The sequence below is a fragment of the Massilia sp. AB1 genome (assembly GCF_018119385.1).
GTDB lineage: Bacteria > Pseudomonadota > Gammaproteobacteria > Burkholderiales > Burkholderiaceae_D > Telluria.
The window spans coordinates 47,892-71,111 of the sequence record NZ_JAGKSG010000005.1; the positions used below are offsets into that span (position 1 = coordinate 47,892).

Consider the following 23,220-nt stretch of genomic DNA (forward strand, 5'->3'; position numbering starts at 1 on the left):
CGACATATCGCTTGATGCAGCGCAATAAACAAATAGGGTTTACTTAAAGGAAAGCGGGGTGGCGGCTATTCGCCGGCAGAGTGAAGCCCAGAAATATTGCTGCAAACACAGGCAGCAAGACGTGCGGCGGGAAGAGGGAAGGAGGCGCGGCCGGCCAGGCCCGCGCCTGATGCACTGCAACAAAATGCACCAGGCGCGGCCCTGGCCGGCCGGGGGATTAACGCTGGGAGACGGCGTCGACCACGGCCAGCGCGGTCATGTTGACGATGCGGCGCACGGTCGACGAGGGCGTCAGGATGTGGACCGGACGGGCGCAGCCCAGCAGCACCGGGCCGATCGCGATGCCGTTGCCGGCGGCGCTCTTGACCAGGTTGTAGGAGATGTTGGCGGCGTCGATGTTCGGCATTACCAGCAGGTTGGCGTCGCCGGTCAGCTTCGAATCCGGCATGATCTTGACGCGCACCTTGGCTTCGATCGCGGTGTCGCCATGCATCTCGCCGTCGATTTCCAGGTCGGGCTTCATCTGCTGCACCAGCGGCAGGACGGCGCGCATCTTCTGCGCCGACTCGCTGTTGGCGGTGCCGAAGTTCGAGTGCGACAGCAGGGCCGCGCGCGGGCACATGCCGAAGCGTTCCATCTCCTCGGCGGCCATGACCGTGATCTCGGCCAGTTCCGCAGCGTTCGGGTTCTCGTTGACGTGGGTGTCGACGATGGCCAGCTGGCGGTCCTGGGTGATCAGGAAGTTCATCGCCGCATAGACGTTGGAACCGGCGCGCTTGCCCAGCACCTGGTCGATGTACTGCAGGTGCATCTGGGTGGTGCCGTAGGTGCCGCAGATCAGGCCGTCCGCATCGCCCTTGTGCACCATCATGGCGCCGATCAGGGTGTGGCGGCGGCGCATTTCGAGCTTGGCCATGTCGATGGTCACGCCCTTGCGCATGCCGATCTGGTAGTAGGTCTGCCAGTAGTCGCGGTAGCGTTCGTCGAAGTCCGGGTTGATGACGTCGACGTGCTGGCCCAGCTTGAGGCGCAGGCCGAACTTCTCGATGCGCTTTTCCAGCACCGCCGGACGGCCGACCAGGATCGGGCGCGCCAGCTTCTCGTCCACCACCACCTGCACCGCGCGCAGCACGCGTTCGTCCTCGCCTTCGGCGTAGACGATGCGCTTGAGCTCCGCCGGGGCACTCTTGGCGATCTGGAACAGCGGCTTCATGAAGGTGCCGCTGCGGTACACGAACTGCTGCAGGCTGTCGGCATAGGCAGCCAGGTCCGCGATCGGGCGGGTGGCGACGCCGCCGTCCATCGCCGCCTTGGCCACCGCCGGAGCGATGTGGGTCAGCAGGCGCGGATCGAAAGGCATCGGGATCAGGTATTCCGGACCGAAGGACAGGTTGGTGATGCCGTAGGCCGAGGCCACGATGTCCGACTGCTCGGCGTGGGCCAGATCGGCGATCGCATGCACCACCGCGATTTCCATTTCGCGGGTGATGGTGGTCGCACCGCAGTCCAGGGCGCCGCGGAACATGTAGGGGAAGCACAGGACGTTGTTGACCTGGTTCGGGTAGTCCGAGCGGCCGGTGGCGATGATGGCGTCGCTGCGGACGGCCTTCACGTCTTCCGGCAGGATTTCCGGGTTCGGGTTGGCCAGGGCCAGGATCAGCGGGTTCGGCGCCATCCTGGCGACCATGTCCTGCTTCAGCACGCCGCCGGCCGACAGGCCGAGGAAGATGTCGGCGCCGGGGATGACGTCAAGCAGCGAGCGGTGCGGGGTGTCCTGGGCGAAGCGTTCCTTGTCCGGGTCCATCAGCTCGGTGCGGCCCTTGTAGACCACGCCCGCCAGGTCGGTGACGAAGATGTTCTCGATCGGGAAGCCCAGGTCGACGATCAGGTCCAGGCAGGCCAGCGCGGCCGCGCCGGCGCCCGACACGACCAGCTTGCATTCCTTGATGTTCTTGTTGACGACCTTCAGGCCGTTGATGATCGCGGCGCCGACGATGATCGCGGTGCCATGCTGGTCATCGTGGAAGACCGGGATCTTCATGCGCTCGCGGAGTTTACGCTCGATGTAGAAGCACTCCGGCGCCTTGATGTCCTCGAGGTTGATGCCCCCGAAAGTGGGCTCGAGCGAGGCGATGATGTCGACCAGCTTGTCCGGGTCGTTTTCGTTGATTTCGATGTCGAAGACATCGATGGCGGCGAATTTCTTGAACAGCACGCCCTTGCCTTCCATGACCGGCTTGGAAGCCAGCGGGCCGATATTGCCCAGGCCGAGGACGGCGGTGCCGTTGGAGATGACGGCGACCAGGTTGCCGCGCGCGGTGTACTTATAGGAGTTCGCCGGATCCTTGACGATCTCTTCGCAAGGCGCGGCCACCCCCGGCGAGTAAGCCAGGGCCAGGTCGCGCTGGTTCAGCAGGCCCTTCGTGGGGGTCACGCTGATCTTGCCGGGGCGGGGAATCTGGTGATATTCGAGTGCTGCCGTACGCAGTTGTTGACGTAATTCTTCTTTCTTGTCCGATGACGAGTCCATCTGGGCAGCCTTCCTGATACTAGAGGGGAACCTCCAATTCTAGCAGAGGCAAAGTTGTCAAGGGCTACGTATTTTCAACAAGTCAAGCCGGCATTCATAATCTGAGCAAATATATTCCGACTGCTCATCGGCAAATCCGATGCAGCGATTACCGGGTGCAAGTTTTCCATACCGGTCCTGGTATCGCAGGCGTGTTCGAGGCGGCGGTACAATCGCGGCCATGCTTTCCGAATTCGACCTCATCAAGACTTATTTCCAGCGCCGCCGGCCTGGACGCGCGGTGCTGGGCATCGGCGACGACTGCGCCCTGCTGGCCCCTGCTCCCGGACGCCAGATCGCGATCTCCTCGGACATGCTGGTGGAAGACCGCCATTTCTTCGCCGGCGCCGATCCCCGCATGCTCGGCCACAAGAGCCTGGCCGTGAACCTGTCGGACCTGGCGGCCATGGGCGCGCGGCCTGTTGCCTTTACCCTGGCGCTGGCCTTGCCCAAGGCCGATCCGGCCTGGCTGGAAGGGTTTTCGTCCGGGCTGTTCGCGCTGGCCGATGCCTTCGACTGCGAGCTGGTCGGCGGGGATACGACCAAGGGGCCGCTGAATATCTGCATCACGGTGTTCGGCGAGCTGAGGCCCGGCCACGCGCTGCGGCGCGCGGCGGCGCGGCCCGGCGACGACATCTGGATTTCCGGGACCCTGGGCGATGCGCGCCTGGCGCTGGCGGGGTACTGGAAGGAGCTGGAGCTCGATCCTTCCCTGCACGAGCAGGCGGCGCTGAGGATGCACATGCCGTCGCCGCGCGTGGCGCTGGGACTGGCGCTGGCGCGCGGGCCCATTGCCCCGCCTTTGGCACATGCGGCGCTGGATATCTCGGACGGGCTGGTGGGGGACCTGGGGCATATTCTCGCCGCCTCGCAGGTGGGCGCGACCCTGGATGTCGATGCGCTGCCGGCGGGGCCGGTGCTGGCGCGGCAGGCGCTTGCGCTGCGCAGGCGCTTCACGGCGGCGGGCGGGGACGATTATGAGCTGTGCTTCACGGCGCCGGCGGAGCATCGCGAGGCGGTGCTGGAGGCGGGAAGGGAGAGCGGGACGGCGGTGACGCGGGTGGGCAGGATCGAGGCGGAGGCGGGACTGCGGCTGGTGGATGCGGACGGAGCGCCTCTGGATGTGGGCTTGCGTGGCTGGGACCACTTTACCAGCCCATAGTCACCTCAACCAGCGTCGTCCCGGGACTCGGCTGAGGGAGCGGGCCGACGAATGACGTCTCACTGCTCATTTCCTTCCCTCGGCACCTTCCGGTCATCAAACGGCCCATACGTCAGCCAGTAATGGCGAAACGCATGCCGGATATTGTCCCTCAGCTGGGCATCGTTCCACGGCTTCGTATAGAACCGGTAGATCGCCCCGCGGTTGATCGAATCCAGCACCGTCTCCACGCCCGTATAGCCGGACAGGATGATGCGTATCGTCTCCGGATACATCTCCTTGACCTTGCTGAGGAACTCGGTCCCGCTCATCACCGGCATGCGCTGGTCGCACAGGATCACCTGCACCCGGTACAGCGCCAGCAGCTCGAAGGCCTCGGTCGGCGTGGCCGCCGTCAGCACGCGGTAGCCGTCGCGCCGGAACAGGCGGTGCAGGGCCGTCAGCACATTCACGTCGTCGTCCACCACCAGCAGGGTCTGGACCTTGTCCTCGGTCGCCGGCATCTTGTCGGGCTGGGCGCGGTTGTCCAGCACCAGCTGGCCCAGCTCCGGGGCCGGCAGCGCGCGCGAGAAGTGGAAGCCCTGGATCTCGTCGCAATGGTGGCGCCGCAAATACGCCATCTGGGCGCGCGATTCCACGCCCTCGGCGATCACCTGCATGTGCAGGCTGTGCGCCATGCTGATGATGGCCAGCGCGATCGCCGCGTCGTCCGGGTTGTTGATGATGTCGCGCACGAAGGCGATGTCGATCTTGAGCTTGTCGATCGGGAAGCGCTTCAGGTAGGCCAGGCTCGAATAGCCGGTGCCGAAATCGTCGATCGCCACCCGGATGCCCAGCTGCTTGAGGCTCAGCAGCACCTCGGTGGTGTGCTCGGCATTGACCATCAGCGCGCTCTCGGTCAGCTCCAGCTCCAGCTGGTGCGCTTCCACTCCATGGCGCTCGAGCGCCGCGCGGATTGTGGCTTCCAGGTCGCCCTCGGCGAACTGGCGGCTCGACACGTTCACCGCCACCCGCACGTCGCGCACCCCGGCCTCGTTCCATTCCGCCATCTGGCGGCAGGCCTCGTCGATGATCCATTCGCCGACCCGCACCACCAGCCCGGTCTCTTCCATCACCGGCACGAACTCCGCCGGATACACCAGCCCATAACCCGGCCGGTGCCAGCGCAGCAGCGCTTCGACGCCGGAGATGCGCCCGGTGTTGAGCTCCAGCTTGGGCTGGTAGTGCAGCACGAACTGCCCGTCCTCGAGCGCGCCGCGCAGGGCCAGTTCCAGGTCCAGGCGCGCCAGCACCTGCACGTTCATCCCGGCCGTGAAGAAGCGGTAGCCGTCGCGCCCCGCTTCCTTGGCGCGCACCATGGCGGCGTCGGCGTACTTGACCAGGGCGCCCGGATCGCTGGTGTCGTCCGGGTACATGGCGATGCCGATGCTGGCCGTGAGCGCGGCCTGCTGGCCGTCCAGGTCGAAGGGCGCGCGCAAGGTCTCGCGGATCTCGTTAGCCACGTTCACCGCTTCCTGCTGGTCGCGCTGCATGGTCAGGATCAGCGCGAACTCGTCGCCGCCCAGGCGTCCGACCAGCTCGCGCATCTTCACGCTGCGCACCAGGCGGGTGCTGAACTGGCGCAGCAGCTCGTCGCCCAGCGCGGTGCCGAGCGAATCGTTGATCACCTTGAAGCGGTCGAGCGTGATGCACAGCACCGCCACCCGCCAGCGCTTGTCCTTGGCCAGGTCGATGGCCGCGCCCAGGTTCTCGAAGAACAGGGTGCGGTTGGGCAGGCCGGTCAGGGCGTCGTAGCTGGCCGCGTGGCGCAGGCGCTCGGCCGCGTGCAGGCGCTCGCTGATGTCGCGCACCACCGCGATCAGGATGCGGCTGTGGCCCAGGTCCTGCAGCTTCCAGCTGATCTCGACCGGCACCGAGCCCTCGCCGCCGGCGCGCAGCAGCTCGGTCTCGACGATGTCGGTTTCCTTGCCCTCCCCCTCGGCATGCCCGGTGTGCCCCATCAGCCGTTCGATCTGCGTACGCGACGCCAGGCCGAGGGCCACCGGATCGATGCGCATCAGCGCGTCGCGCGAGAAGCCCAGCATGCGGCAGGCGCCGTCCGATACGTCCACCGTCGCCATGCTGGCGGTGTCGATCAGGAAGATCGCATCCGGGGTGGCGTCCATCGCGCCGCGGAAGCGCGCCAGCTCGGCGGTGCGCTCGCGCACTTCACGCTCGAGCTGGGAGCCGTAGTCGCGCGATTCGCGGTGCAGCAGGCGCACTTCCAGCAGGTTGCGGATGCGGGTCATCACCTCGACCGTGTCGAAGGGCTTGCCGATGAAGTCGCGCGCCCCCGCTTCCAGCGCCGCCAGCTTCTTGTCCGGCTCCGCCGTCACCACCAGCACCGGCAGCCACGAATCGCTCTCGAGCGGCTTGAGCGCCTCCATCACGTCGAAGCCGTCCATGCCGGGCATGTGCAGGTCGAGGATGATCAGGTCGAAGCGGTGCTTCAGGTGCAGCGACACCACCTGGCGCGGGTCGTTGGTGCTGAACACGTTCTCGTAGCCGGTGGTCTTGAGCAGGTACTCGAGCAGCTGCACGTTCACAGGCTCGTCGTCGACGACGAGGATGTGGGCGCGCCGGATGTCGGACAGGGAAATCATCAAACTTCCTTCCTTTCGGCCTGGGCCCCGCGTCCATGCAGGTGCGCCAGCGTACTGTCGATCGCTTCGGTGAACTTGTCGATGTCGATCGGCTTGGTCAGGTAGCGGTGGAAGCCCGCCGCGATCCCGCGCTCGATATCGCGCGGCATGGCGTTGGCGGTGAGGGCGATCACGGGAATCGCCGCGGTCTCGGGATCGGTGCGCAGCTGGCGCAGCACTTCGATCCCGCTCATGCCGGGCAGGTTCAGGTCCATCAGGATCACTTCGGGGCGGTGCGCGCGCGCCAGCTGCAGGCCGATGTGGCCGTCGGGCGCGGACAGCAGGCGCAGGTCGGGGCGGAAGCGCACGATCTCTTCGATCAGGCGCAGGTTGGCCGGATTGTCCTCGACGTAGAGCAGCAGGTGCGGCTCGCCCTCCATCGGCGCGGCCGGCGCCGCCGCTTGCACCTCCTGGCCGCCCTCCGGCAGGGCCGAGGCCAGCGGCGCGGTGGTGGCCAGCTCGATCCAGAACACGCTGCCCACGCCGGGGCTGCTGCTGACGCCGATCTGGCCGCCCATCAGCTCGACCAGGCGCTTGGTCACCACCAGGCCGATGCCGGTGCCTTCCTGGCTCCCGCCCTCCTGGCCCAGGCGATTGAAGGGCTGGAACAGGCTCGCCACCTGCTCGGCCGACAGGCCCTGGCCGGTGTCCTGCACCGACAGGCGCAGGCGCGAGGGCGCGGTCTGCTCGCAGGTCAGCACCACCGCGCCCGATTCGCGGTTGTACTTGACCGCGTTGGAGAGCAGGTTGAGCAGCACCTGCTTCAGGCGCGTGCGGTCGGCCAGCACCACCGCCCCGGCCACGTCCGGGAACAGCACCCGCACGCCGCGGCCGGCGGCGATCGGCTCGACCATGGTGCGGCATTCGAGCAGGGTGTCGCTCAGCGCCACCGGCTCCATCGACAGGGTCACGGTGCCCGACTCCACCTTGGCCAGGTCGAGGATCTCGTTGATCAGGGTGAGCAGGTGGCGGCCGGACTTGAGGATGTGGTTGGCGAATTCCTTCTTCTGCTCCAGGGTGGACGGCAGGGTGTCGGAGGTCAGGATCTGGGCGAAGCCGAGGATGGCGTTGAGCGGGGTGCGCAGCTCGTGGCTCATGGACGAAAGGAAGGCCGACTTGGCCTGGTTGGCGTTGCGCGCTTCCTCGATCGCGTTGGCCAGCTCGGCGTTGGCCAGGGCCAGCTGCATGGTGCGCTCGTCGACGTGCTGCTCGAGCTGTTCGTTCAGGCGCATCACTTCCTGCTGGGCGCGGGTGCGCTCCTGGGCCTCGCGCACGATGGCGCTGTTGGAATTTTCCAGCTCGCGGGTGCGCTGCTCGATCTCGGTCAGCATGGCGTTGAAGGAGTCGGCCAGTTCGCCCGCCTCGTCGTCGCTGGTGCGCGGCGCGCGGCGCGAGTAGTCGCGCGTGGCCACCACCTCCTGCGCGATGCCGGTGATCGCCATCAAGGGAGCGGTCAGGCGTTTCCCCAGCCGCCACATCAGCAGCCAGGCCACGCCCATGGCCAGCAGGGTGACGCCGACGCCGATCGCCAGGTAGTCGATGAAGCGCTGCGCCAGACCGCTCTCGGCGCGCAGCACCACGGTGCCCAGCTGCTCGCCGTTCTCGGCGATGCGCTGCCGGACCACCAGCTCGCCCTCGACGCTCGTCGCGGTCGCTTCGCCGAGGCGCTGGGGAACCGGACGGCCCTCCCCGGCGGCCGCATACGACGCGAACAGCTCGCCCCCGGCGTCGTAGATGGCGGCGGCGCGCACCAGGGGACGGGTGCGCAGCAGGGCCAGGTTCTCGTTGGCCAGGCGCGGATCGTCGAAGGTCAGCGCGGCCGAGGTCATGTGGCCGACCAGCTCGGCCTGGGTGGTGAGGTCGTTGAGGAGCGCGCGGTGGTAGCTGCGCAAGTCGTAGCCGACCACGATCGCGATCGAGACCAGCAGCGCGGCGAAGGTGGTCGCCATGACCGCCGTGGCCAGCTTCTTGCGGATCGATCCCTGGCGGCTCATGCTTCCTCCAGGACGAGCATGGGCTTGCGCGCGGACCGCGACGGGACAGCGACAGGGATCTTCACGGCCGTGGCGGCCCGGCTTGGCTTCGCGCGATCAAAGCGTGCGGCATTCTCAGGTCCTACAAAAAAACGGGGAAAGGACGCCCTCCCCGAGGCGCGCCCAGCAGGCGTCCAGCATAGCAGCACGGCCGGGCATCATGTCGCACGGAACATTTTATTGTGCCAAGAGGATGTGGGCGCACTGTCGAAGGGCTAGCGGTGTTCGAATTGCAAATTTTACCCCCAGTGTCATGCCATGACGGCCTGCAGCGCGCTAGAATGGTTTCCAGGCCGACGACCCCGTCCGCCGCACCGGGGCGCCGCCGCCGGACCGCCCCGACAAGAAACGAAAGGAGACGCACGTGACGAACGAACTCATCGATCTTGCCACCCAGGTTGGGCGGGCCCTGGAGGCCAAACGGCTGCTGCTGGTCACCGCCGAGTCATGCACCGGCGGCGGAGTCTCGCAGGCCATCACCGAGGTTGCCGGCTCCACCGGCTGGTTCGAGTGCGGCTTCGTGACTTATTCGAATGCGTCCAAGACCGAATTGCTGGACGTGCCGGCGGCGATGATCGCCCAGTTCGGCTCGGTCAGCGAGGAAGTCGCGGGCAAGATGGCCGAGGGCGCGCTGGCCAACAGCAACGCCGACGTGGCCGTTTCGACCACCGGCATCGCCGGCCCGACCGGCGCCGTGCCGGGCAAGCCGGTCGGGACCGTCTGCTTCGGCTGGTCGCGCGGCGACACCACCTATACCGAGCGCCTGGTGTTCTCAGGCGACCGCCACGCCGTGCGCGAGCAGACCGTCGCGCACGCTCTCCGGGGACTGCTGCGCTTCATTGAATAAGGCGCGCCGGATGCCGGACAGGCTGCGCCATGCGCTTTTCGCCACGCTGGCGGCCCTGCCGCTGACGGCGGCCGCCGTCCCGGCAACGGCTTACACGCTGTATGCGGCGGGCGACATCGCCCGCTGCGCCCATCCCGATCCACGCTGGTCGGGCGCGGCCGCCACCGCCGCCCTGGTGGAAACGCGGCTGGCCGGCGATCCCGACGCCGCCGTATTGACGCTGGGCGACCACACCTACCCGCACGGCGCGGCGCGCGAGTTCGCCGACTGCTACGCCCCGACCTGGGGACGCTTCCGCGAACGCACCTGGCCCACGCCCGGCAACCACGAATACCACACCGACAAGGGCGCGCCCTACTTCGCCTACTTCGGCGAGCGCGCCGGGCGCGGCTACTACAGCCTGCGGCTGGGCGGCTGGCTGGTGATCTCGCTCAACAGCAACCTCAAGGGCGCGGCGCAGGCCGCCCAGCTGGACTGGCTGCGCACGGAACTGGCGCGCGCCCCGACGCGCTGCACGCTGGCGTTCTGGCACCACCCGCTGTATTCATCCGGCGGGCACCGCGAGCCGGGAAGACTACAGGATGCGTGGCAGATTCTGTTCGACGCCGGGGCAGAGCTGGTCCTGTCCGGCCACGACCACGATTACGAACGCTTCGCGCCGCAGGATGCGCAGGGAGGGCTGGACCGGGCGCGCGGGATCCGGCAGTTCGTGGTCGGCACCGGGGGGGCGTATGCGACGCCCTTCCTGCGATTCCCGCCCAACAGCGAGGTGCGCGAGGCGAGTTTCGACGGGGTGCTGCAGCTGCGGCTGCTCGACGGGGCGTATGAGTGGACATTCCTGCCTGCGGCGCCGGAGAAGGTGCCGGCGGGGGCGGTGATGGATCATGGGCGAACCGAATGCCATTGATCTCTCACCACCAGCCCCAGCCCGTCGTTCCCGCGAAGGCGGGAACCCAAGTTCGTCGAGCCGCCGTCCGGGTTAAACTTGAACGTTACGCGCGCAAACTTGGATCCCCGCCTTCGCGGGGAGTCGGAGCCGCCAATGGCGGGTACGACGGTTTTACGGCCGCGTGCTTTGGAAATTCAGCCGTAGCGCCGCTTCCAAATCTACCAGCCGCCTCCTTTTGAATTATCATGGCGGCCCCGCGCCGCACGGAGATCCGCATGAGAGTGCTCGTCATCCTGGCCGCACTGCTGCTGGCCTCCCTATCCGCCCCCGCCATGTCCCAACCCCCTATTCCTCTGCCCGTGGTCGCCTACGATAAATACGTTCTCCCCAATGGCTTGCAGGTGATCCTGGTCGAAGACCGGCGCCTGCCCATCGTCGCCGTCAACCTGTGGTACCACGTGGGCCCGGCCAATGAAGTCCCGGGCCTGACCGGTTTCGCCCACCTGTTCGAGCACATGATGTTCGCCGCCACCCGCCACATCCCGCGCGGCCTGGCCGACCGCCTGCTCGAAGGCGCGGGCGCCACCGACAGCAACGGCAGCACGGACCTCGACCGCACCAACTACTACGACACCGTGCCCGCCAACCAGCTGGAGCTGGCGCTGTGGGTGCACGCCGACCGCATGGGCTACCTGCTCGACGTGCTCGACCAGAAGGCCTTGACCAACCAACAGGACGTGGTGCGCAACGAGCGCCGCGAGAGCGTCGAGAGCGAACCCTACGGCATCGTCGAGGAAGCCCTGTCGCACGCCCTCTTCCCCAAGGGCCACCCCTACTACGCCTCGGTCATCGGCTCGCACGCCGACATCCAGAACGCGCGCCTGGAAGACGTGCGCCAGTTCTTCGCGAGCTACTACGGCCCCAACAACGCCAGCCTGGTGATCGCCGGCGACATCGACAAGGCCAAGACGCGCGCGCTGGTCGAGCGCTACTTCGGCAGCTTCCGGCGCAGCCCGCCGGTGGCGCGCCCGAACGTGGCGACGCCGCCGATCACCAGCGAGCGGCGCGTGGTCGTGCCCGACCGCGTGGAGCTGCCGCGCGTGTTCATGGGCTGGCTCACGCCCCCGGCCTACCAGCCGGGCGACATCGAGCTGGCCGTGGCCGCCCACATCCTGGGCGGCGGCAAGTCGAGCCGGCTGTATAAATCGCTGGTCTACGAGCGCCAGATCGCGCAGGACGTCGACGCCACCCAGAATTCCTATGGCCTCACCTCGACCTTCGTGATCGACGTCACCGCGCGCGCCGGCCACACGGCGCGCGAACTGGAAGAAGCGATCGACGCCGAACTGGCCCAGCTGCGCGACACGGGTCCGTCCGAGCGCGAAGTCGAGCGCGCCCGCAACAGCATCGAGACCGCCCTGCTGTCTTCGATCGAAAAGCTCGGCGGCGACGGCCTGGCAGACCAGCTCAACCACTACAACCAGTACACCGGCGATCCGGGCTACCTGCCCAAGGACCTCGAACGCCTGCGCAGCGTGGACGCCGCCGCCGTGCGGCGCGCCGTGCAGGCCTGGCTCAAGCAGGACGCACGCGCGGTGGTCACCGGCATCCCGGGCACGCCCGTGATCGACGACCCGCGCGCACCCAAGAAGAAAGCCGCTCCCAAGCCGGCGGCCCAGCAGCACATCAACGCCGATGAACCCTGGCGCGCCAAGCCGCCCAAGGCCGGGCCCGCCCCCGCCTTCACGCTGCCGAAAGGCGAGTCCTTCAAGCTGGCCAACGGCCTGACCGTGATCCACCACCACAACCCGGCCCTGCCCCTGGTCTCGGCCCAGCTGGTGGTGCGCAGCGGCAGCGCGGCCAATCCGGTGCGCCTGCCCGGCCTGGCCGGCTTCACGGCCCAGATGCTGGAGGAAGGCACGGCCACCCGCAGCGCGCCCCAGATCGCCGACGAGCTGGCTCAGCTGGGCGCCTTCATGGACAGCGGCACCAGCGCCGACGCCTCCAGCGTCTCGCTGCTGGCGCTGCGCTCCACCTTCGCCCAGGCCCTCGAGATCATGGCCGACGTGGTGCAGCGACCGGCCTTCCCGAATGCCGAAGTCGAGCGCCAGCGCGCCGACCGGCTGGGTGAACTGATCCAGCAGCGCGACGAGCCGGACATGGTGGCCGCGGTCGCCGCCGCCGGCGCGCTGTACGGCGCGCGCCACGCCAAGGGCTACGGCCAGCTCGGCACCGAGCCGGCGATCCGCGCCACCACCCGCGACGATATCCATGCGTTCTGGCGCCGCCACTACGTGCCCTCGAACGCGGCCCTGGTAGTCACCGGCCACATCACCTTGGACGAGCTGCGCGCGCTGGCCGAGGCGCGCTTCGGCGCCTGGCAGGGCGAAGCCGCGCCGCCGGCCGCGGCGGGCGATGCCTCCACCACCCGCGCGCGCCTGGTGCTGGTCGACCAGCCCGGCGCCGGCCAGACGGCGCTGCGCGTCACCAGCATCGGCGCCGCGCGCGACACGCCGGACTACGCGGCCCTGCAAGTCATGAACGGCGCGCTGGGCGGCATGTTCTCCAGCAGGCTCAACAACAACCTGCGCGAGACCAAGGGCTATACCTACGGCGTCTATTCGGCCTTCCGCCTCGACCGCACGCCCGGCCCCTTCATCATCGCGGGCAACGTGGAGCGCGCCGCCACCGACGCCTCGGTGCGCGAGATCTTCCGCGAAGTGCGCGCCATGCGCGAGCAACCGCTGCCTCCTGACGAGCTGGCGGCGGCGCGCGACGCCCAGCTGCTGTCGCTGCCCGGCCAGTTCGAGACCAGCGGCGAAGTCGGCGCCAGCCTGGCCGAGCTGTTCGTGTACGGGCTGCCGCTGGACTGGTACGCCGGCCTGCCGCGCCGCTTCGCGCAGGTCGATGCGGCCCAGGTGCAGCAGGCCGCGCGCACCTGGCTCGCGCCGGAGAAGATGATCGTGGTCGCCGTCGGCGACCGCAAGAAAGTCATGCCGCAGCTGCAGCCGCTCGAACTGGGCGCGCCGGAAGTGCGCGACGACGACGGACAGCTCATCCTCAAGAAGGAGGGAAAATAGCAGACCGTTGCGCCGATGCCTAAGGCTTACAAAGGATTACAAATGCCCTCGCTTTCTGCTTGCAAGGCCGCGTCTTTGGCAGGATGATGAATTCACCGGCGCGCATTGACGCCGCCGGTGTCAGGGGGCACCTCATGCAAAGCTTCTTGTTCGCGACCGGGATCGAAGGCAGCTACCCGGTCGTCACCGGGCGCAACGGCGGCTCCTTGCGCATCGACGAAATGGAAAAGACCGGGCATTACCGGCACTGGAAGGAAGACCTTACCCTGGTCAGCACCCTGGGCATCGACGCCCTGCGCTACGGACCTCCCTACTACAAGGTGCACCAGGGCCCCGGGAGCTACGACTGGGATTTCACCGACGAGGTCTTCGCCGAAATCCGCCAGCGCGGCATCAAGCCCATCGTCGACCTCTGCCATTTCGGCTTGCCCGACTGGCTGGGCAACTTCCAGAATCCCGAGTTCCCCCAGTTCTTCACGGAGTACGCCGAGGCCTTCGCCAGACGCTATCCCTGGGTGGAGCTGTACACGCCGATCAACGAGATCTACATCACCGCCAAGTTCTCGGCCCACGAAGGCCTGTGGAACGAGCGCATGAAGACCGACCGCGCTTTCGTGAACGCGATCCGCAACCTGGCCAGGGCGAACATCCTGGCCACCGAGGCGATCATGCACGTCCAGCCCAACGCCAAGTTCATCCAGAGCGAATCGTCGGAGTACTTCCACCCCAGCGGCCCCGAAGCCATGGAAATGGCGCGCCACATGAACGAACTGCGCTTCCTGGCCCTGGACCTCACCTACGGCCACGACGTCTCCGGACGGATGTACGAATACCTGTTCGACAACGGCATGAAGCGCGAGGACTATCACTTCTTCCTCAACCGCAACGTCAAGCCCGTCTGCATCATGGGCAACGACTACTACGCCACCAATGAACACGTGATCCACCCGGACGGCAGCACCGGTTCCTGCGAACTGTTCGGCTACTACGTGATCACCCAGCAGTATTACCACCGCTACCGCATCCCCGTGATGCACACCGAGACCAACAACCGCGACGCGGGCACGGGCGAGAAGGATGCCTGCGCCTGGCTCGAGAAGCAGTGGTCGAACCTGGTGCGGCTCAAGACAGACGGCGTGCCCATCCTCGGATTCACCTGGTACAGCCTGGTCGACCAGGTGGACTGGGACAGCGCCCTCACCATCGACGCAGGGACCGTCAACCAGTACGGCCTGTGCGACCTGGAGCGGCGTGTGCGCCCGATCGGCGAGGCCTACCGCGACCTGATCCATACCTGGCGGCACCGGGTGCGCAACGATTTCATCTGCCTGCATTAAATTTGCTGAGCTCAGGCGGCGCTTGCAAGGAGGCCTGTTTGGCGGGATGATGAACGCCTGCCGGCAGGATCGGCATCGGAAGGAGGCGGACGATGCAGAGGTTCTTGTTTGCGACGGGAATCGAAGGCAGCTATCCGGTCATCGCGGGGCGCGACGGCGCCGACCAGCGCATCGACGAGATGGAAAAGACCGGCCACTACCTGCGCTGGAAGGACGACCTGTGCCTGGTGCGCGCGCTCGGGATCGACGCGCTGCGCTGCGGCCCGCCCTACTACAAGGTGCACCTGGGTCCGGGCCGCTACGACTGGGAATTCCCGGACGCCTTCTTCGCCGAAGTCCAGCGCCTGCGCATCAAGCCCATCGTCGACCTCTGCCATTTCGGCCTGCCCGACTGGCTCGGCAATTTCCAGAATCCCGAGTTCGCGCACTTCTTCGCCGAATACGCGGGCGCCTTCGCCCAGCGTTTTCCCTGGGTCGAGCTGTACACGCCGATCAACGAGATCTACGTCACCGCCAAGTTCTCGGCCCACGAAGGCCTGTGGAACGAGCGCCTGCGTTCCGACCGCGCCTTCGTCACCGCCATCAAACACCTGGCCAAGGCCAATATCCTGGCGACCGAAGCGATCCTGAAGGTCCAGCCCACGGCGAGGTTCATCCAGAGCGAATCCTCGGAATACTTCCACCCCTGCGGGCCGGATGCCGTAAACGTGGCGCGGCACATGAACGACATGCGCTTCCTGGCCCTGGACCTGACCTACGGCCACGATGTCTACGCCAGGATGTACGAGTTCCTGCTCGACAATGGCATGACCCGCGACGAATACCATTTCTTCCTCGACCGCAGCGTCAAGCCGGTCTGCATCATGGGCAACGACTACTACGCCACCAACGAGCACATCGTCTACCCGGACGGCAGCACCTTCGTGTGCGAGATGTTCGGCTATTACGTCATCACCCAGCAGTACTACGACCGCTACCGCATCCCCGTGATGCACACCGAGACCAACAACCGCGACGCGGGCAACGGCGAGAAGGACGCCCGCTCCTGGCTCGAAAAGCAGTGGTCGAACCTGCTGCGCCTGAAGTCCGACGGCGTGCCCATCCTCGGCTTCACCTGGTACAGCCTGGTCGACCAGGTCGACTGGGACAGCTCGCTCGCTGTCGATGCCGGCAACGTCAACCGCTACGGCCTGTGCGACCTGGAACGCCGCGTGCGACCGGTGGGCGAGGCCTACCGCGACCTGATCCACACCTGGAAGCACCGGATCAGCAACGATTTCATCTGCCTGCGCTAGCCATGGAGATGCCGGGCAAGGTCGTCATCGTCAGCGGCGCCACCTCTGGCATCGGCCGCGAGGTGGCCTTGCGCTTCGCCCGCGAAGGCGCGCGCGTCGTGATCCTCGGGCTGGACGACACCCGCGGCCAGGAGGTGCAGACCGCCCTGCAGCTGCAGGGCGCGGCGGACTGCTTCTACCGGCGCACCGACGTGAGCGACGGCGGTGCGGTCCAGGCCGCCGTGGCCGAAGCGGCCGCGCGCTGGGGCCGGGTGGATGTGCTGGTCAACAACGCCGCGATCATGTATACCGGCGCCCTGGCCGACATGAGCGAGGCCGACTGGGACAAGACGATGGCGGTCAACCTGAAGGGGCCCTTCCTGCTGGCGAAGCACGCGCTGCCGGCCATGCCGCCGGGCTCCAGCATCGTCAACATCTCCTCGGTGCATGCGATCGCCACCGATGCGCACAGCACCGCCTACTCGGCCAGCAAGGGTGGGCTCGAAGCCTTCACGCGTGCGTTCGCGCTCGAATGCCATGCGCGCAAGATACGGGTGAATGCGCTGCGTCTGGGCGCGGTCGATACGCCCATGCTGTGGAATAACCCGGATGTGCGCTCGGGCGAGGAGAAGCTCGACCCGAGCGAGGTGGCGTCATCCGGCGAGGTGGCGGAACTGGTGCTGTTCCTGGCGAGTGCGCGTTCGCAGCCGGTGACCGGCGCAGTGCTCACTGCCGACGGCGGGCGCCTGCCTATCCTCGGCAGCCACGCGCACTAGGCGCAGGTGCGGAAACCCACGAACATGTCGCTGCGCTGCGGCGAGTAGAAATTGCGGAAGGCGGTCGAACGCAGGCGTTCCGGCGTCGCGAAGGAGGCGCCGCGCAGCACCTGGTGGGTGCCGAAGTAAGGCGCCGAATACTCGCGGTAGGCATCCGGCGCGAATCCCGGGAAGGCGGTGAAGGGCGATGCCGTCCACTCCCACAGATCGCCCCAGCGCATGCCCGGATGGGCCGCCGCGCGCACCCATTCGGCCTCGCTGGGCAGGCGACGTCCGGCCCAGGCGCAATACGCTTGCGCCTCGTACAGGCTGACATGGCGCACCGGCTCGGACTCCAGGAGCGGACAAGGCCGGCCGAAGCGCAAGGCATACCAGGCGTCGCCCTCGCGCCGCCAGCCGCGCGGCGCGTCCGCTTGCTGCTGCGCCAGCCAGGTCCGGCCCGCTTCGCTCCAGAAGCGCGGCTCGCGATAGCCGCCGGCGGCAATGAAGCGGCTGTAGTCGGCATTGCTCACCAGCGTGGCATCGATGCGGAAGGGCGCCAGCTCGCAAGGCTGCGCCCACTTTTCATTGTCGAAGACGAAGCCGCTGCCGGGCCGGCTGCCCAGTTCGACCATGCCTCCGTCGAGGCGCAGCTCGGCCGCCGCGGCGGACGGCACGGCAGGCTCGCTGCCCGGCCAGGGCAGGCCCAGGGTCTGCAAGGTGTAGGCGAAGGCTTCGCCATGCATGTCTTCGTGCGCCAGGACCAGGCGGTAAAAATAGAGGGCGTCGTCGCTGTGCGCTTCGCTGTCCAATCTTGCCAGCACACCGTCGAGCACGGCGCGGCAATACGCCTTGATCTCGCTGGCCGGCGGCAGGTCCAGCGACCAGCGGGTGTCGTGCGCGACAGTGTTGGAATCGAACCAGGCGTCGCTCCCGGCCAGCAGCGAGGGCCGCAAGGCCGCTTCAGGCGCGCTCGAGCTTGCGCCGCGCAAGAGGTACCACTCGGCGAACCAGGCGATGTGCCCGAGTTCCCACAAAGGCGGGTTCACGATGGGCAGCAAGGGCACATTGAAAGGGTCGTCCATGCCGGCCCCGGCAAATTGCTCGAAGAAGGCCAGGCTGCGCACGCGGGCGTCTTGCAGCGCCAGGGCCAGCGCATCCGGTGCGGCGGTTCGAAACGAGGCGTTCATGGCAGGCTTTCAGGCGGGGTCGTGGCGCCCCAGGGACTCCCATTATCGGCCGGGGTCCGGCAAATTCCAAGCACGCCCTTGCCGCTTCTCACGGCTTGATCTAACATGTGAACAATTCTTCACATGTTGAATATGAACTCACTCCTCGAACCCGGCCATCCGGGCCTGGCGGAAGCGCCGTCGCCGGAAGCCGTCGACCAGCTGGCGGACCTGTTCCACCTGCTGGGCGACCCCACCCGCCTGCGCATCGTGCTGGCCTGCCTGGCCCAGCCGACCGCGGTGGGCGACATCGCCGGCCTGCTCGCCTTGTCCAGCTCCCTGGTCAGCCACCACCTGCGCCTGCTGCGCGCCGCCCGCATCGTCAAGGCCGAGCGCCAGGGCAAGCAGGTGTTTTACTCCGCCGCCGACGCTCACATCAGCGGCCTGCTCACCAACATGTTCGAGCACATCGCCGAACCCGCAAACGGAATCGATCCATGAAGCACCAGCATAGCCACGACCATGACCACGACCACGATCACGGTCATGAGCACCACGGCCACCATCACGGCCTCGGCCACCATCATCACCACATGCCCGATCCCAACAGCAATGGCCGCGCCTTCGCGCTGGCGATCGGCGTCAACACGCTGTTCGTGGCGATCGAATTCATCTACGGCTTCATCGCGCACTCGACGGCGCTGATGGCCGACGCTGGCCACAACCTGTCCGACGTGCTGGGCCTGCTGCTGGCCTGGGGCGCGGCGGTGCTCACCAGGAGCAAGCCGCACGGCCGCTACACCTACGGCCTGCGCGGCTCGACCATCCTGGCGGCGCTGGCCAATGCGGTGCTGCTGCTGGTAGCTTGCGGCGCCATCGCCTGGGAAGCGGTGCAGCGCTTCGCCGAACCGGCGCCGGTGGCCGGTTCGACGGTGTCGATCATCGCGGCCATCGGCGTGGCGATCAACGGCTTCTCGGCCTGGCTGTTCATGAAGGGCGCCAAGGACGACCTCAATGTGCGCGGCGCCTACCTGCACATGGCGGCCGATGCCGCGCTCTCGCTGGGCGTGGTGGTGTCGGGGCTGGTGATCATGTCGACCGGCTGGACCTGGATCGACCCGGCGGTGAGCCTGGTGATCGTGGTCGTGATCGTGGCCGGCACCTGGTCGCTGCTGCGCGAGTCGGTGCAGCTGTCGATGGCGGCGGTGCCGCCCTCGGTGGACGCGGTCAAGGTGAAGGGCTTCCTGGCCAAGTGGCCGGGGGTGAGCGAGGTGCACGACCTGCACATCTGGGCGATGAGCACCACCGAGACGGCGCTCACGGCGCACGTGGTGATGCCTGGGGGGTATCCGGGGGATGCGGTGCTCGACGATATCGTCGAGCATTTACGGGAAGATTTCGGGATTCACCACTGCACGCTGCAGGTGGAGGAAGGGACTACCCACCATCATTGTGCGTTGAGGGTGCATGCGCATTGAGCGCTAGCGGGACGCTACGGACTTGGATCCCCGCCTTCGCGGGGATGACGTTGGTGGAAGGTGCGTGAGAGTCGATATAACGGCTTCGGACTCGTACGTTAAAACGTCATCCCCGCGAAGGCGGGGACCCAAGTTTGCCAACAGACCTTCGGCCCTCAACCCGCCAGATTCGCATACAAAGCCGTACTCAAATACCTCTCCCCAAACGAAGGAATGATCGTCACGATCATCTTCCCCGCATTCTCCGGCCTGCGCGCCACCTGGATGGCCACCCACAGCGCCGCCCCCGACGAAATCCCCACCAGCAGCCCCTCTTCCCTGGCCGCCGCGCGCGCCGTCTCGAAGGCGTCGTCGTTCTTCACCGTGATGACTTCGTCATAGGCATGGGTATTCAGCACCTGCGGTACGAAACCCGCGCCGATGCCCTGGATCGGGTGCGGCCCCTTGGTTCCCTTGGACAGCATGGGCGAAGCCTCCGGCTCCACCGCGATCGCCTGGAAGCCCGGCTTGCGCCCCTTGATCACCTCGCTCACGCCGGTGATCGTCCCGCCCGTGCCCACGCCCGCGACCAAGATGTCGACCTTGCCGTCGGTATCGCGCCAGATCTCCTCGGCGGTGGTGCGGCGGTGCACCTCGGGGTTGGCGGGATTGTTGAACTGCTGGGGCATGAAGTTGCGCGGATCGGCCGCCACGAGTTCCTCGGCGCGCCGGATCGCGCCCAGCATGCCTTCGCTGCCGGGAGTGAGCACCAGCTCGGCCCCGTAGGCGCGCAGCAGCATGCGGCGCTCGTTGCTCATGGTCTCGGGCATCACCAGCTTGCAGCGGTAGCCGCGCGCGGCGCACACCATCGCGAGCGCGATGCCGGTGTTGCCGCTGGTGGGTTCGACGATGGTGGTGTCGGGGCCGATCAGCCCCGCCGCCTCGGCCGCCTCGATCATGGCCAGGCCGATGCGGTCCTTGACGCTGTGCGCGGGATTATGGAACTCGAGCTTGCCGAGGATCTCGGCGCCGCTGCCGGCGGCCAGCTTGCGAATACGTACCAACGGGGTGTTGCCAATCAGCTCAGTCACGTCGTTTGCAATTCTCATGCACGGCCTCCGGTTGTCGAGTCACATATGAGTTACTTCACATCCATCAGTTCCACGTCGAAGATCAGGTCCGCATCCGGCGGGATCACGCCGCCCGCGCCGCGCTTGCCGTAGGCCAGGGCGCTCGGGATGATCAGGGTGCGCTTGCCGCCCACCTTCATGCCGGCCACGCCCTGCTCCCAGCCCTTGATGACGCGGCCCGCGCCCAGCTGGAATTCGATCGGCGTACGGCCGGCGTCGAGCGAGGAATCGAACTTGCGGCCGCGCTGCTTGGGCGCCAGCGGCTTGTGCAGCCAGCCGGTGTAGTTGACGGCGACGTTGCTGCCGAGCGTGGCTTCCTTGCCCTTGCCGACCACGCGGTCGACGATCTCGACCTGGGGTGCGGGGGTTGCAGGGACGACGGGCTCGGTCGGCTGGACCGGCTGGGCCGGCTGCGCCTCGGTTGCCGTGGTGGCTGGCGTGGCCGGCGTTGCCGGCGGGGATGCCGGCTGCTGCTGCTCCGGCGGCGGCTGGGTGGCCGGCTTGCCGGCCTCCTGCTGCTGCTGAGCGCTCTGCTGAGCGTGGACGCTGGCGGCGGCGAGCAGCAGCGCGATGAAGGCGGATCGACGAATCATGGGCTCTTCCATCAAAAGGATTCAAACTGATCCTATGATAGCAAGGCCTCCTCGGGTTGCACAGTTTGCACTACAACAGCTTCCGCCTCCGTTTGCGGCCGCGCATTGGCGGCGTCGGCCAGCTTGCGCAGCAGGTGGCCGGCGGCCACCATGCCGAAGGTGGCCGTGACCACCATGCTGGAGCCGAAGCCCGCGCAGTTCAGCCCGGTGACGCTGTTGGGATCGATGGCGCAGGCGTCGCCCGCTTCCGGGTAGCGCAGCGGCTCCATCGAGAACACCGCGTCGATGTGGTACTTGTTCTTCTCGCCACGCGCGAAGCCGTATTGCGCGCGCAGGATCTTGCGCACTTTCTTGAGCAGCGGTTCCTGCTCGGTGCGCGCCAGGTCGCGGATCTCGACCTTGGTCGGATCGAGCTGGCCGCCGGCGCCGCCGATGACCACCAGCGGCATCTTGTTGGCGCTGCACCAGGCGATCAGGGCCGCCTTCGGCTTGACGCTGTCGATGGCGTCGACCACGTAATCAAAACCCTTGCCGGCGACCATGCTCTCGATATTCTCCGGATCGATGAAATCCTCGACCAGGGTCACCTTGCAGAACGGATTGATCTCGGCGATGCGGCGCTGCAGGGCCTCGATCTTGGGCAGGCCCACGGTCGAGGACAGCGCCTGGATCTGGCGGTTGATGTTCGACTCGGCGACGTTGTCGAGGTCGATCAGGGTCAGGTGGCCGATCGCGCTGCGCGCCAGCGCCTCGACGATCCAGGAGCCGACGCCGCCCACGCCGATCACGCAAACGTGCGCCGCGCGGAAACGTTCCAGTGCACGCTCGCCGTACAGGCGAGCTATGCCTCCGAAGCGGCGCGCAAAGTCGACTTCTTCTTCCAGTGCTGCCGCGAACTCATGGGGTTTGATCGTGTTCATCCTCCCATTTTAACGGACGGAACTTTCACAACTGCACTAAAATAACTCTCAGTCAATTAAATTCTTTTCGCGTGTCAACAAAAAGCCATATGACCACCCTCCTGCACGACACCGCTCCCGATTTCGACCAGCCGATCGCCGTGCTCAAGCATTGCCATGGCCGCATCCGCAAGCAGCTGGCGACCCTGGACAAGCTGCTGGCCCACCTGCCGGAACACGGCGCCGACGAGCAGGCGCGCCAGGCCGCGAGCGCGGTGCTGAAGTATTTCGACAAGGCCGCCCACCTGCACCACGAGGACGAGGAGCAGGACCTGATCCCGATGCTGCGCGCCGTGGCCCAGGGCGAAGACGCCGCCACCCTGCAGGCGCTGGCGCCGGTGATTCTGCAGGACCACAAGGACATGGACGCGCTGTGGCAGGACCTGCACGAGCAGCTCAACCTGGTCGCCGAAGGCGGCGCCGCCGCCCTGTCGGCCAGCGCCGTGCAGCGCTTCGTGCAGCGCTACACCGCGCACATGGAACGCGAGGAAAGCGTGATCGCGCCGATGGCCATGCGCCTGTTCTCGTCCGAGCAGATGGCGCGCCTGGGCGCCGCCATGCAGCGCCGCCGCGGCCTGGGCGGAGAAACGGACAAGCCTTCGGTCGGCCAGTCGGTGGCCGACCTGCGCAAGGATTACGGCCAGGCAAGCCTTACGGAAGAGGACGTGCTGGACGACCCGATGCTGCAATTCACCCAGTGGTTCGAGCAGGCGCTCAAGGCCGAAGTCAACGAGCCGAACGCGATGTCGGTGGCGACCGTATCAAGCGAAGGCCGCCCGAGTTCGCGTATCGTGCTGGTGAAGCAGTTCGACGAGCGCGGGTTCACCTGGTACACCAATTACGACAGCAAAAAAGCCCAGGATTTGCGCGATAATAAATTTGCAGCATTGTTATTCTTTTGGAGTGAACTGGAACGCCAGGTGCGCATCGAAGGACGAGTGGAGCGCACCTTGGACGAAGAAAGCGACCGGTATTTCCGCAGCCGTCCTCTCAAGAGCCGGCTGTCGGCCATCGCTTCGCACCAAAGCGCCCCGATCGCCAGCCGCGCCGCGCTCGAGGAGAACTACGAAACGGTGGCTCGGCAGGCAGGCGAGGATCCGCCACGCCCCGCGAACTGGGGCGGTTTCCGGCTGATCCCCGACCGCATCGAATTCTGGCAAGGCCGGCGCTCGCGCTTCCATGACCGCATCGTGTACGAGCGGCAGGCGGACGGCAGCTGGACGCGCCAGCGTTTGCAACCGTAGGCCGGCAGCAGTCGGGGCCGGCCGCCACTTCGGAGGTGACC

At 67.0% G+C, this 23,220-nt stretch carries 17 protein-coding genes; 10 read left to right on the plus strand and 7 right to left on the minus strand.

Annotation, left to right across the window (positions count from 1 at the left end; genetic code table 11):
• Nucleotides 1-217 precede the first annotated feature (217 nt).
• Nucleotides 218-2,530, minus strand: a complete 2,313-nt coding sequence (locus J8847_RS04635; protein ID WP_211523510.1) for an NADP-dependent malic enzyme — start codon at nucleotides 2,528-2,530, stop codon at nucleotides 218-220.
• 220 nt (nucleotides 2,531-2,750) lie between these two features.
• On the opposite strand from J8847_RS04635, the gene thiL reads away from it, so the two are divergent.
• On the plus strand, nucleotides 2,751-3,731 hold the full coding sequence (gene thiL / locus J8847_RS04640) for a thiamine-phosphate kinase (RefSeq protein ID WP_211523511.1): 981 nt from the start codon (nucleotides 2,751-2,753) through the stop codon (nucleotides 3,729-3,731).
• A 59-nt stretch (nucleotides 3,732-3,790) separates the two neighbouring features.
• On the opposite strand, the gene J8847_RS04645 is transcribed toward thiL, so the two are convergent.
• Nucleotides 3,791-6,373, minus strand: coding sequence for an EAL domain-containing protein (locus J8847_RS04645; protein WP_211523512.1), 2,583 nt, complete (start codon nucleotides 6,371-6,373; stop codon nucleotides 3,791-3,793).
• A complete protein-coding gene (locus J8847_RS04650; RefSeq protein WP_211523513.1) occupies nucleotides 6,373-8,406 on the minus strand; it encodes an ATP-binding protein in 2,034 nt (677 codons plus the stop codon). The genes J8847_RS04645 and J8847_RS04650 overlap by 1 nt, the downstream gene beginning before the upstream one ends.
• Before the next feature lie 403 nt (nucleotides 8,407-8,809).
• Between J8847_RS04650 and J8847_RS04655 the strand changes: the two genes are divergently transcribed.
• From J8847_RS04655 to J8847_RS04680, 6 genes are all read left to right on the plus strand, one after another.
• On the plus strand, nucleotides 8,810-9,292 hold the full coding sequence (locus J8847_RS04655; RefSeq protein ID WP_211523514.1) for a CinA family protein: 483 nt from the start codon (nucleotides 8,810-8,812) through the stop codon (nucleotides 9,290-9,292).
• 10 nt (nucleotides 9,293-9,302) lie between these two features.
• The gene (locus J8847_RS04660) at nucleotides 9,303-10,199 is read left to right on the plus strand and encodes a metallophosphoesterase (RefSeq protein ID WP_211523515.1); all 897 of its coding nucleotides are present in this window, start codon (nucleotides 9,303-9,305) and stop codon (nucleotides 10,197-10,199) included.
• A 257-nt stretch (nucleotides 10,200-10,456) separates the two neighbouring features.
• Nucleotides 10,457-13,261, plus strand: coding sequence for a pitrilysin family protein (locus J8847_RS04665; protein WP_211523516.1), 2,805 nt, complete (start codon nucleotides 10,457-10,459; stop codon nucleotides 13,259-13,261).
• A gap of 134 nt (nucleotides 13,262-13,395) precedes the next feature.
• Nucleotides 13,396-14,598, plus strand: a complete 1,203-nt coding sequence (locus J8847_RS04670) for a family 1 glycosylhydrolase (RefSeq protein ID WP_211523517.1) — start codon at nucleotides 13,396-13,398, stop codon at nucleotides 14,596-14,598.
• Between the two features lie 104 nt (nucleotides 14,599-14,702).
• Nucleotides 14,703-15,893, plus strand: coding sequence for a family 1 glycosylhydrolase (locus J8847_RS04675; RefSeq protein ID WP_229512499.1), 1,191 nt, complete (start codon nucleotides 14,703-14,705; stop codon nucleotides 15,891-15,893).
• Between the two features lie 2 nt (nucleotides 15,894-15,895).
• Nucleotides 15,896-16,648 (plus strand): SDR family NAD(P)-dependent oxidoreductase, encoded by a 753-nt coding sequence (locus tag J8847_RS04680; protein WP_211523519.1) that lies wholly within the window; start codon nucleotides 15,896-15,898, stop codon nucleotides 16,646-16,648.
• On the opposite strand, the gene senA is transcribed toward J8847_RS04680, so the two are convergent.
• On the minus strand, nucleotides 16,645-17,817 hold the full coding sequence (gene senA, locus J8847_RS04685; RefSeq protein ID WP_211523520.1) for a selenoneine synthase SenA: 1,173 nt from the start codon (nucleotides 17,815-17,817) through the stop codon (nucleotides 16,645-16,647). The genes J8847_RS04680 and senA overlap by 4 nt on opposite strands.
• 132 nt (nucleotides 17,818-17,949) lie before the next feature.
• On the opposite strand from senA, the gene J8847_RS04690 reads away from it, so the two are divergent.
• A complete protein-coding gene (locus J8847_RS04690) occupies nucleotides 17,950-18,297 on the plus strand; it encodes a helix-turn-helix transcriptional regulator (RefSeq protein WP_211523521.1) in 348 nt (115 codons plus the stop codon).
• Entirely contained in the window at nucleotides 18,294-19,274 is a 981-nt protein-coding gene (locus J8847_RS04695) for a cation diffusion facilitator family transporter (RefSeq protein WP_211523522.1), read from the plus strand. Before J8847_RS04690 ends, J8847_RS04695 begins: the two co-directional genes overlap by 4 nt.
• 155 nt (nucleotides 19,275-19,429) lie before the next feature.
• Here the strand turns inward: J8847_RS04695 and cysK are convergent, their stop codons facing one another.
• From cysK to tcdA, 3 genes are read right to left on the minus strand one after another with little or no spacing between them, the layout of a single operon-like run.
• Nucleotides 19,430-20,362 carry a cysteine synthase A gene (cysK, locus tag J8847_RS04700; RefSeq protein ID WP_211523523.1) on the minus strand — a complete coding sequence of 311 codons (933 nt, stop codon included), beginning with the start codon at nucleotides 20,360-20,362 and terminating at the stop codon, nucleotides 19,430-19,432.
• Nucleotides 20,363-20,394: 32 nt separating this feature from the next.
• Nucleotides 20,395-20,976 carry an FKBP-type peptidyl-prolyl cis-trans isomerase gene (locus J8847_RS04705; protein WP_211523524.1) on the minus strand — a complete coding sequence of 194 codons (582 nt, stop codon included), beginning with the start codon at nucleotides 20,974-20,976 and terminating at the stop codon, nucleotides 20,395-20,397.
• Between the two features lie 32 nt (nucleotides 20,977-21,008).
• Entirely contained in the window at nucleotides 21,009-21,896 is an 888-nt protein-coding gene (tcdA, locus tag J8847_RS04710; protein ID WP_211523525.1) for a tRNA cyclic N6-threonylcarbamoyladenosine(37) synthase TcdA, read from the minus strand.
• Between the two features lie 89 nt (nucleotides 21,897-21,985).
• Here tcdA and pdxH point away from each other — a divergent pair, with 89 nt between their 5' ends.
• Entirely contained in the window at nucleotides 21,986-23,179 is a 1,194-nt protein-coding gene (gene pdxH, locus J8847_RS04715) for a pyridoxamine 5'-phosphate oxidase (RefSeq protein ID WP_211523526.1), read from the plus strand.
• Nucleotides 23,180-23,220: the final 41 nt, after the last annotated feature.

Coding starts and splice junctions, on each gene's coding strand:
- J8847_RS04690 (WP_211523521.1), top strand. CDS start 17,950: ATGAACTCACTCCTCGAACCCGGCCATCCGGGCCTGGCGGAAGCGCCG.
- J8847_RS04680 (WP_211523519.1), top strand. CDS start 15,896: ATGGAGATGCCGGGCAAGGTCGTCATCGTCAGCGGCGCCACCTCTGGC.
- pdxH (WP_211523526.1), top strand. CDS start 21,986: ATGACCACCCTCCTGCACGACACCGCTCCCGATTTCGACCAGCCGATC.
- J8847_RS04695 (WP_211523522.1), top strand. CDS start 18,294: ATGAAGCACCAGCATAGCCACGACCATGACCACGACCACGATCACGGT.
- J8847_RS04670 (WP_211523517.1), top strand. CDS start 13,396: ATGCAAAGCTTCTTGTTCGCGACCGGGATCGAAGGCAGCTACCCGGTC.
- J8847_RS04705 (WP_211523524.1), bottom strand. CDS start 20,976: ATGATTCGTCGATCCGCCTTCATCGCGCTGCTGCTCGCCGCCGCCAGC.
- cysK (WP_211523523.1), bottom strand. CDS start 20,362: ATGAGAATTGCAAACGACGTGACTGAGCTGATTGGCAACACCCCGTTG.
- J8847_RS04645 (WP_211523512.1), bottom strand. CDS start 6,373: ATGATTTCCCTGTCCGACATCCGGCGCGCCCACATCCTCGTCGTCGAC.
- J8847_RS04660 (WP_211523515.1), top strand. CDS start 9,303: ATGCCGGACAGGCTGCGCCATGCGCTTTTCGCCACGCTGGCGGCCCTG.
- J8847_RS04650 (WP_211523513.1), bottom strand. CDS start 8,406: ATGAGCCGCCAGGGATCGATCCGCAAGAAGCTGGCCACGGCGGTCATG.
- thiL (WP_211523511.1), top strand. CDS start 2,751: ATGCTTTCCGAATTCGACCTCATCAAGACTTATTTCCAGCGCCGCCGG.
- tcdA (WP_211523525.1), bottom strand. CDS start 21,896: ATGAACACGATCAAACCCCATGAGTTCGCGGCAGCACTGGAAGAAGAA.
- J8847_RS04635 (WP_211523510.1), bottom strand. CDS start 2,530: ATGGACTCGTCATCGGACAAGAAAGAAGAATTACGTCAACAACTGCGT.
- senA (WP_211523520.1), bottom strand. CDS start 17,817: ATGAACGCCTCGTTTCGAACCGCCGCACCGGATGCGCTGGCCCTGGCG.
- J8847_RS04665 (WP_211523516.1), top strand. CDS start 10,457: ATGAGAGTGCTCGTCATCCTGGCCGCACTGCTGCTGGCCTCCCTATCC.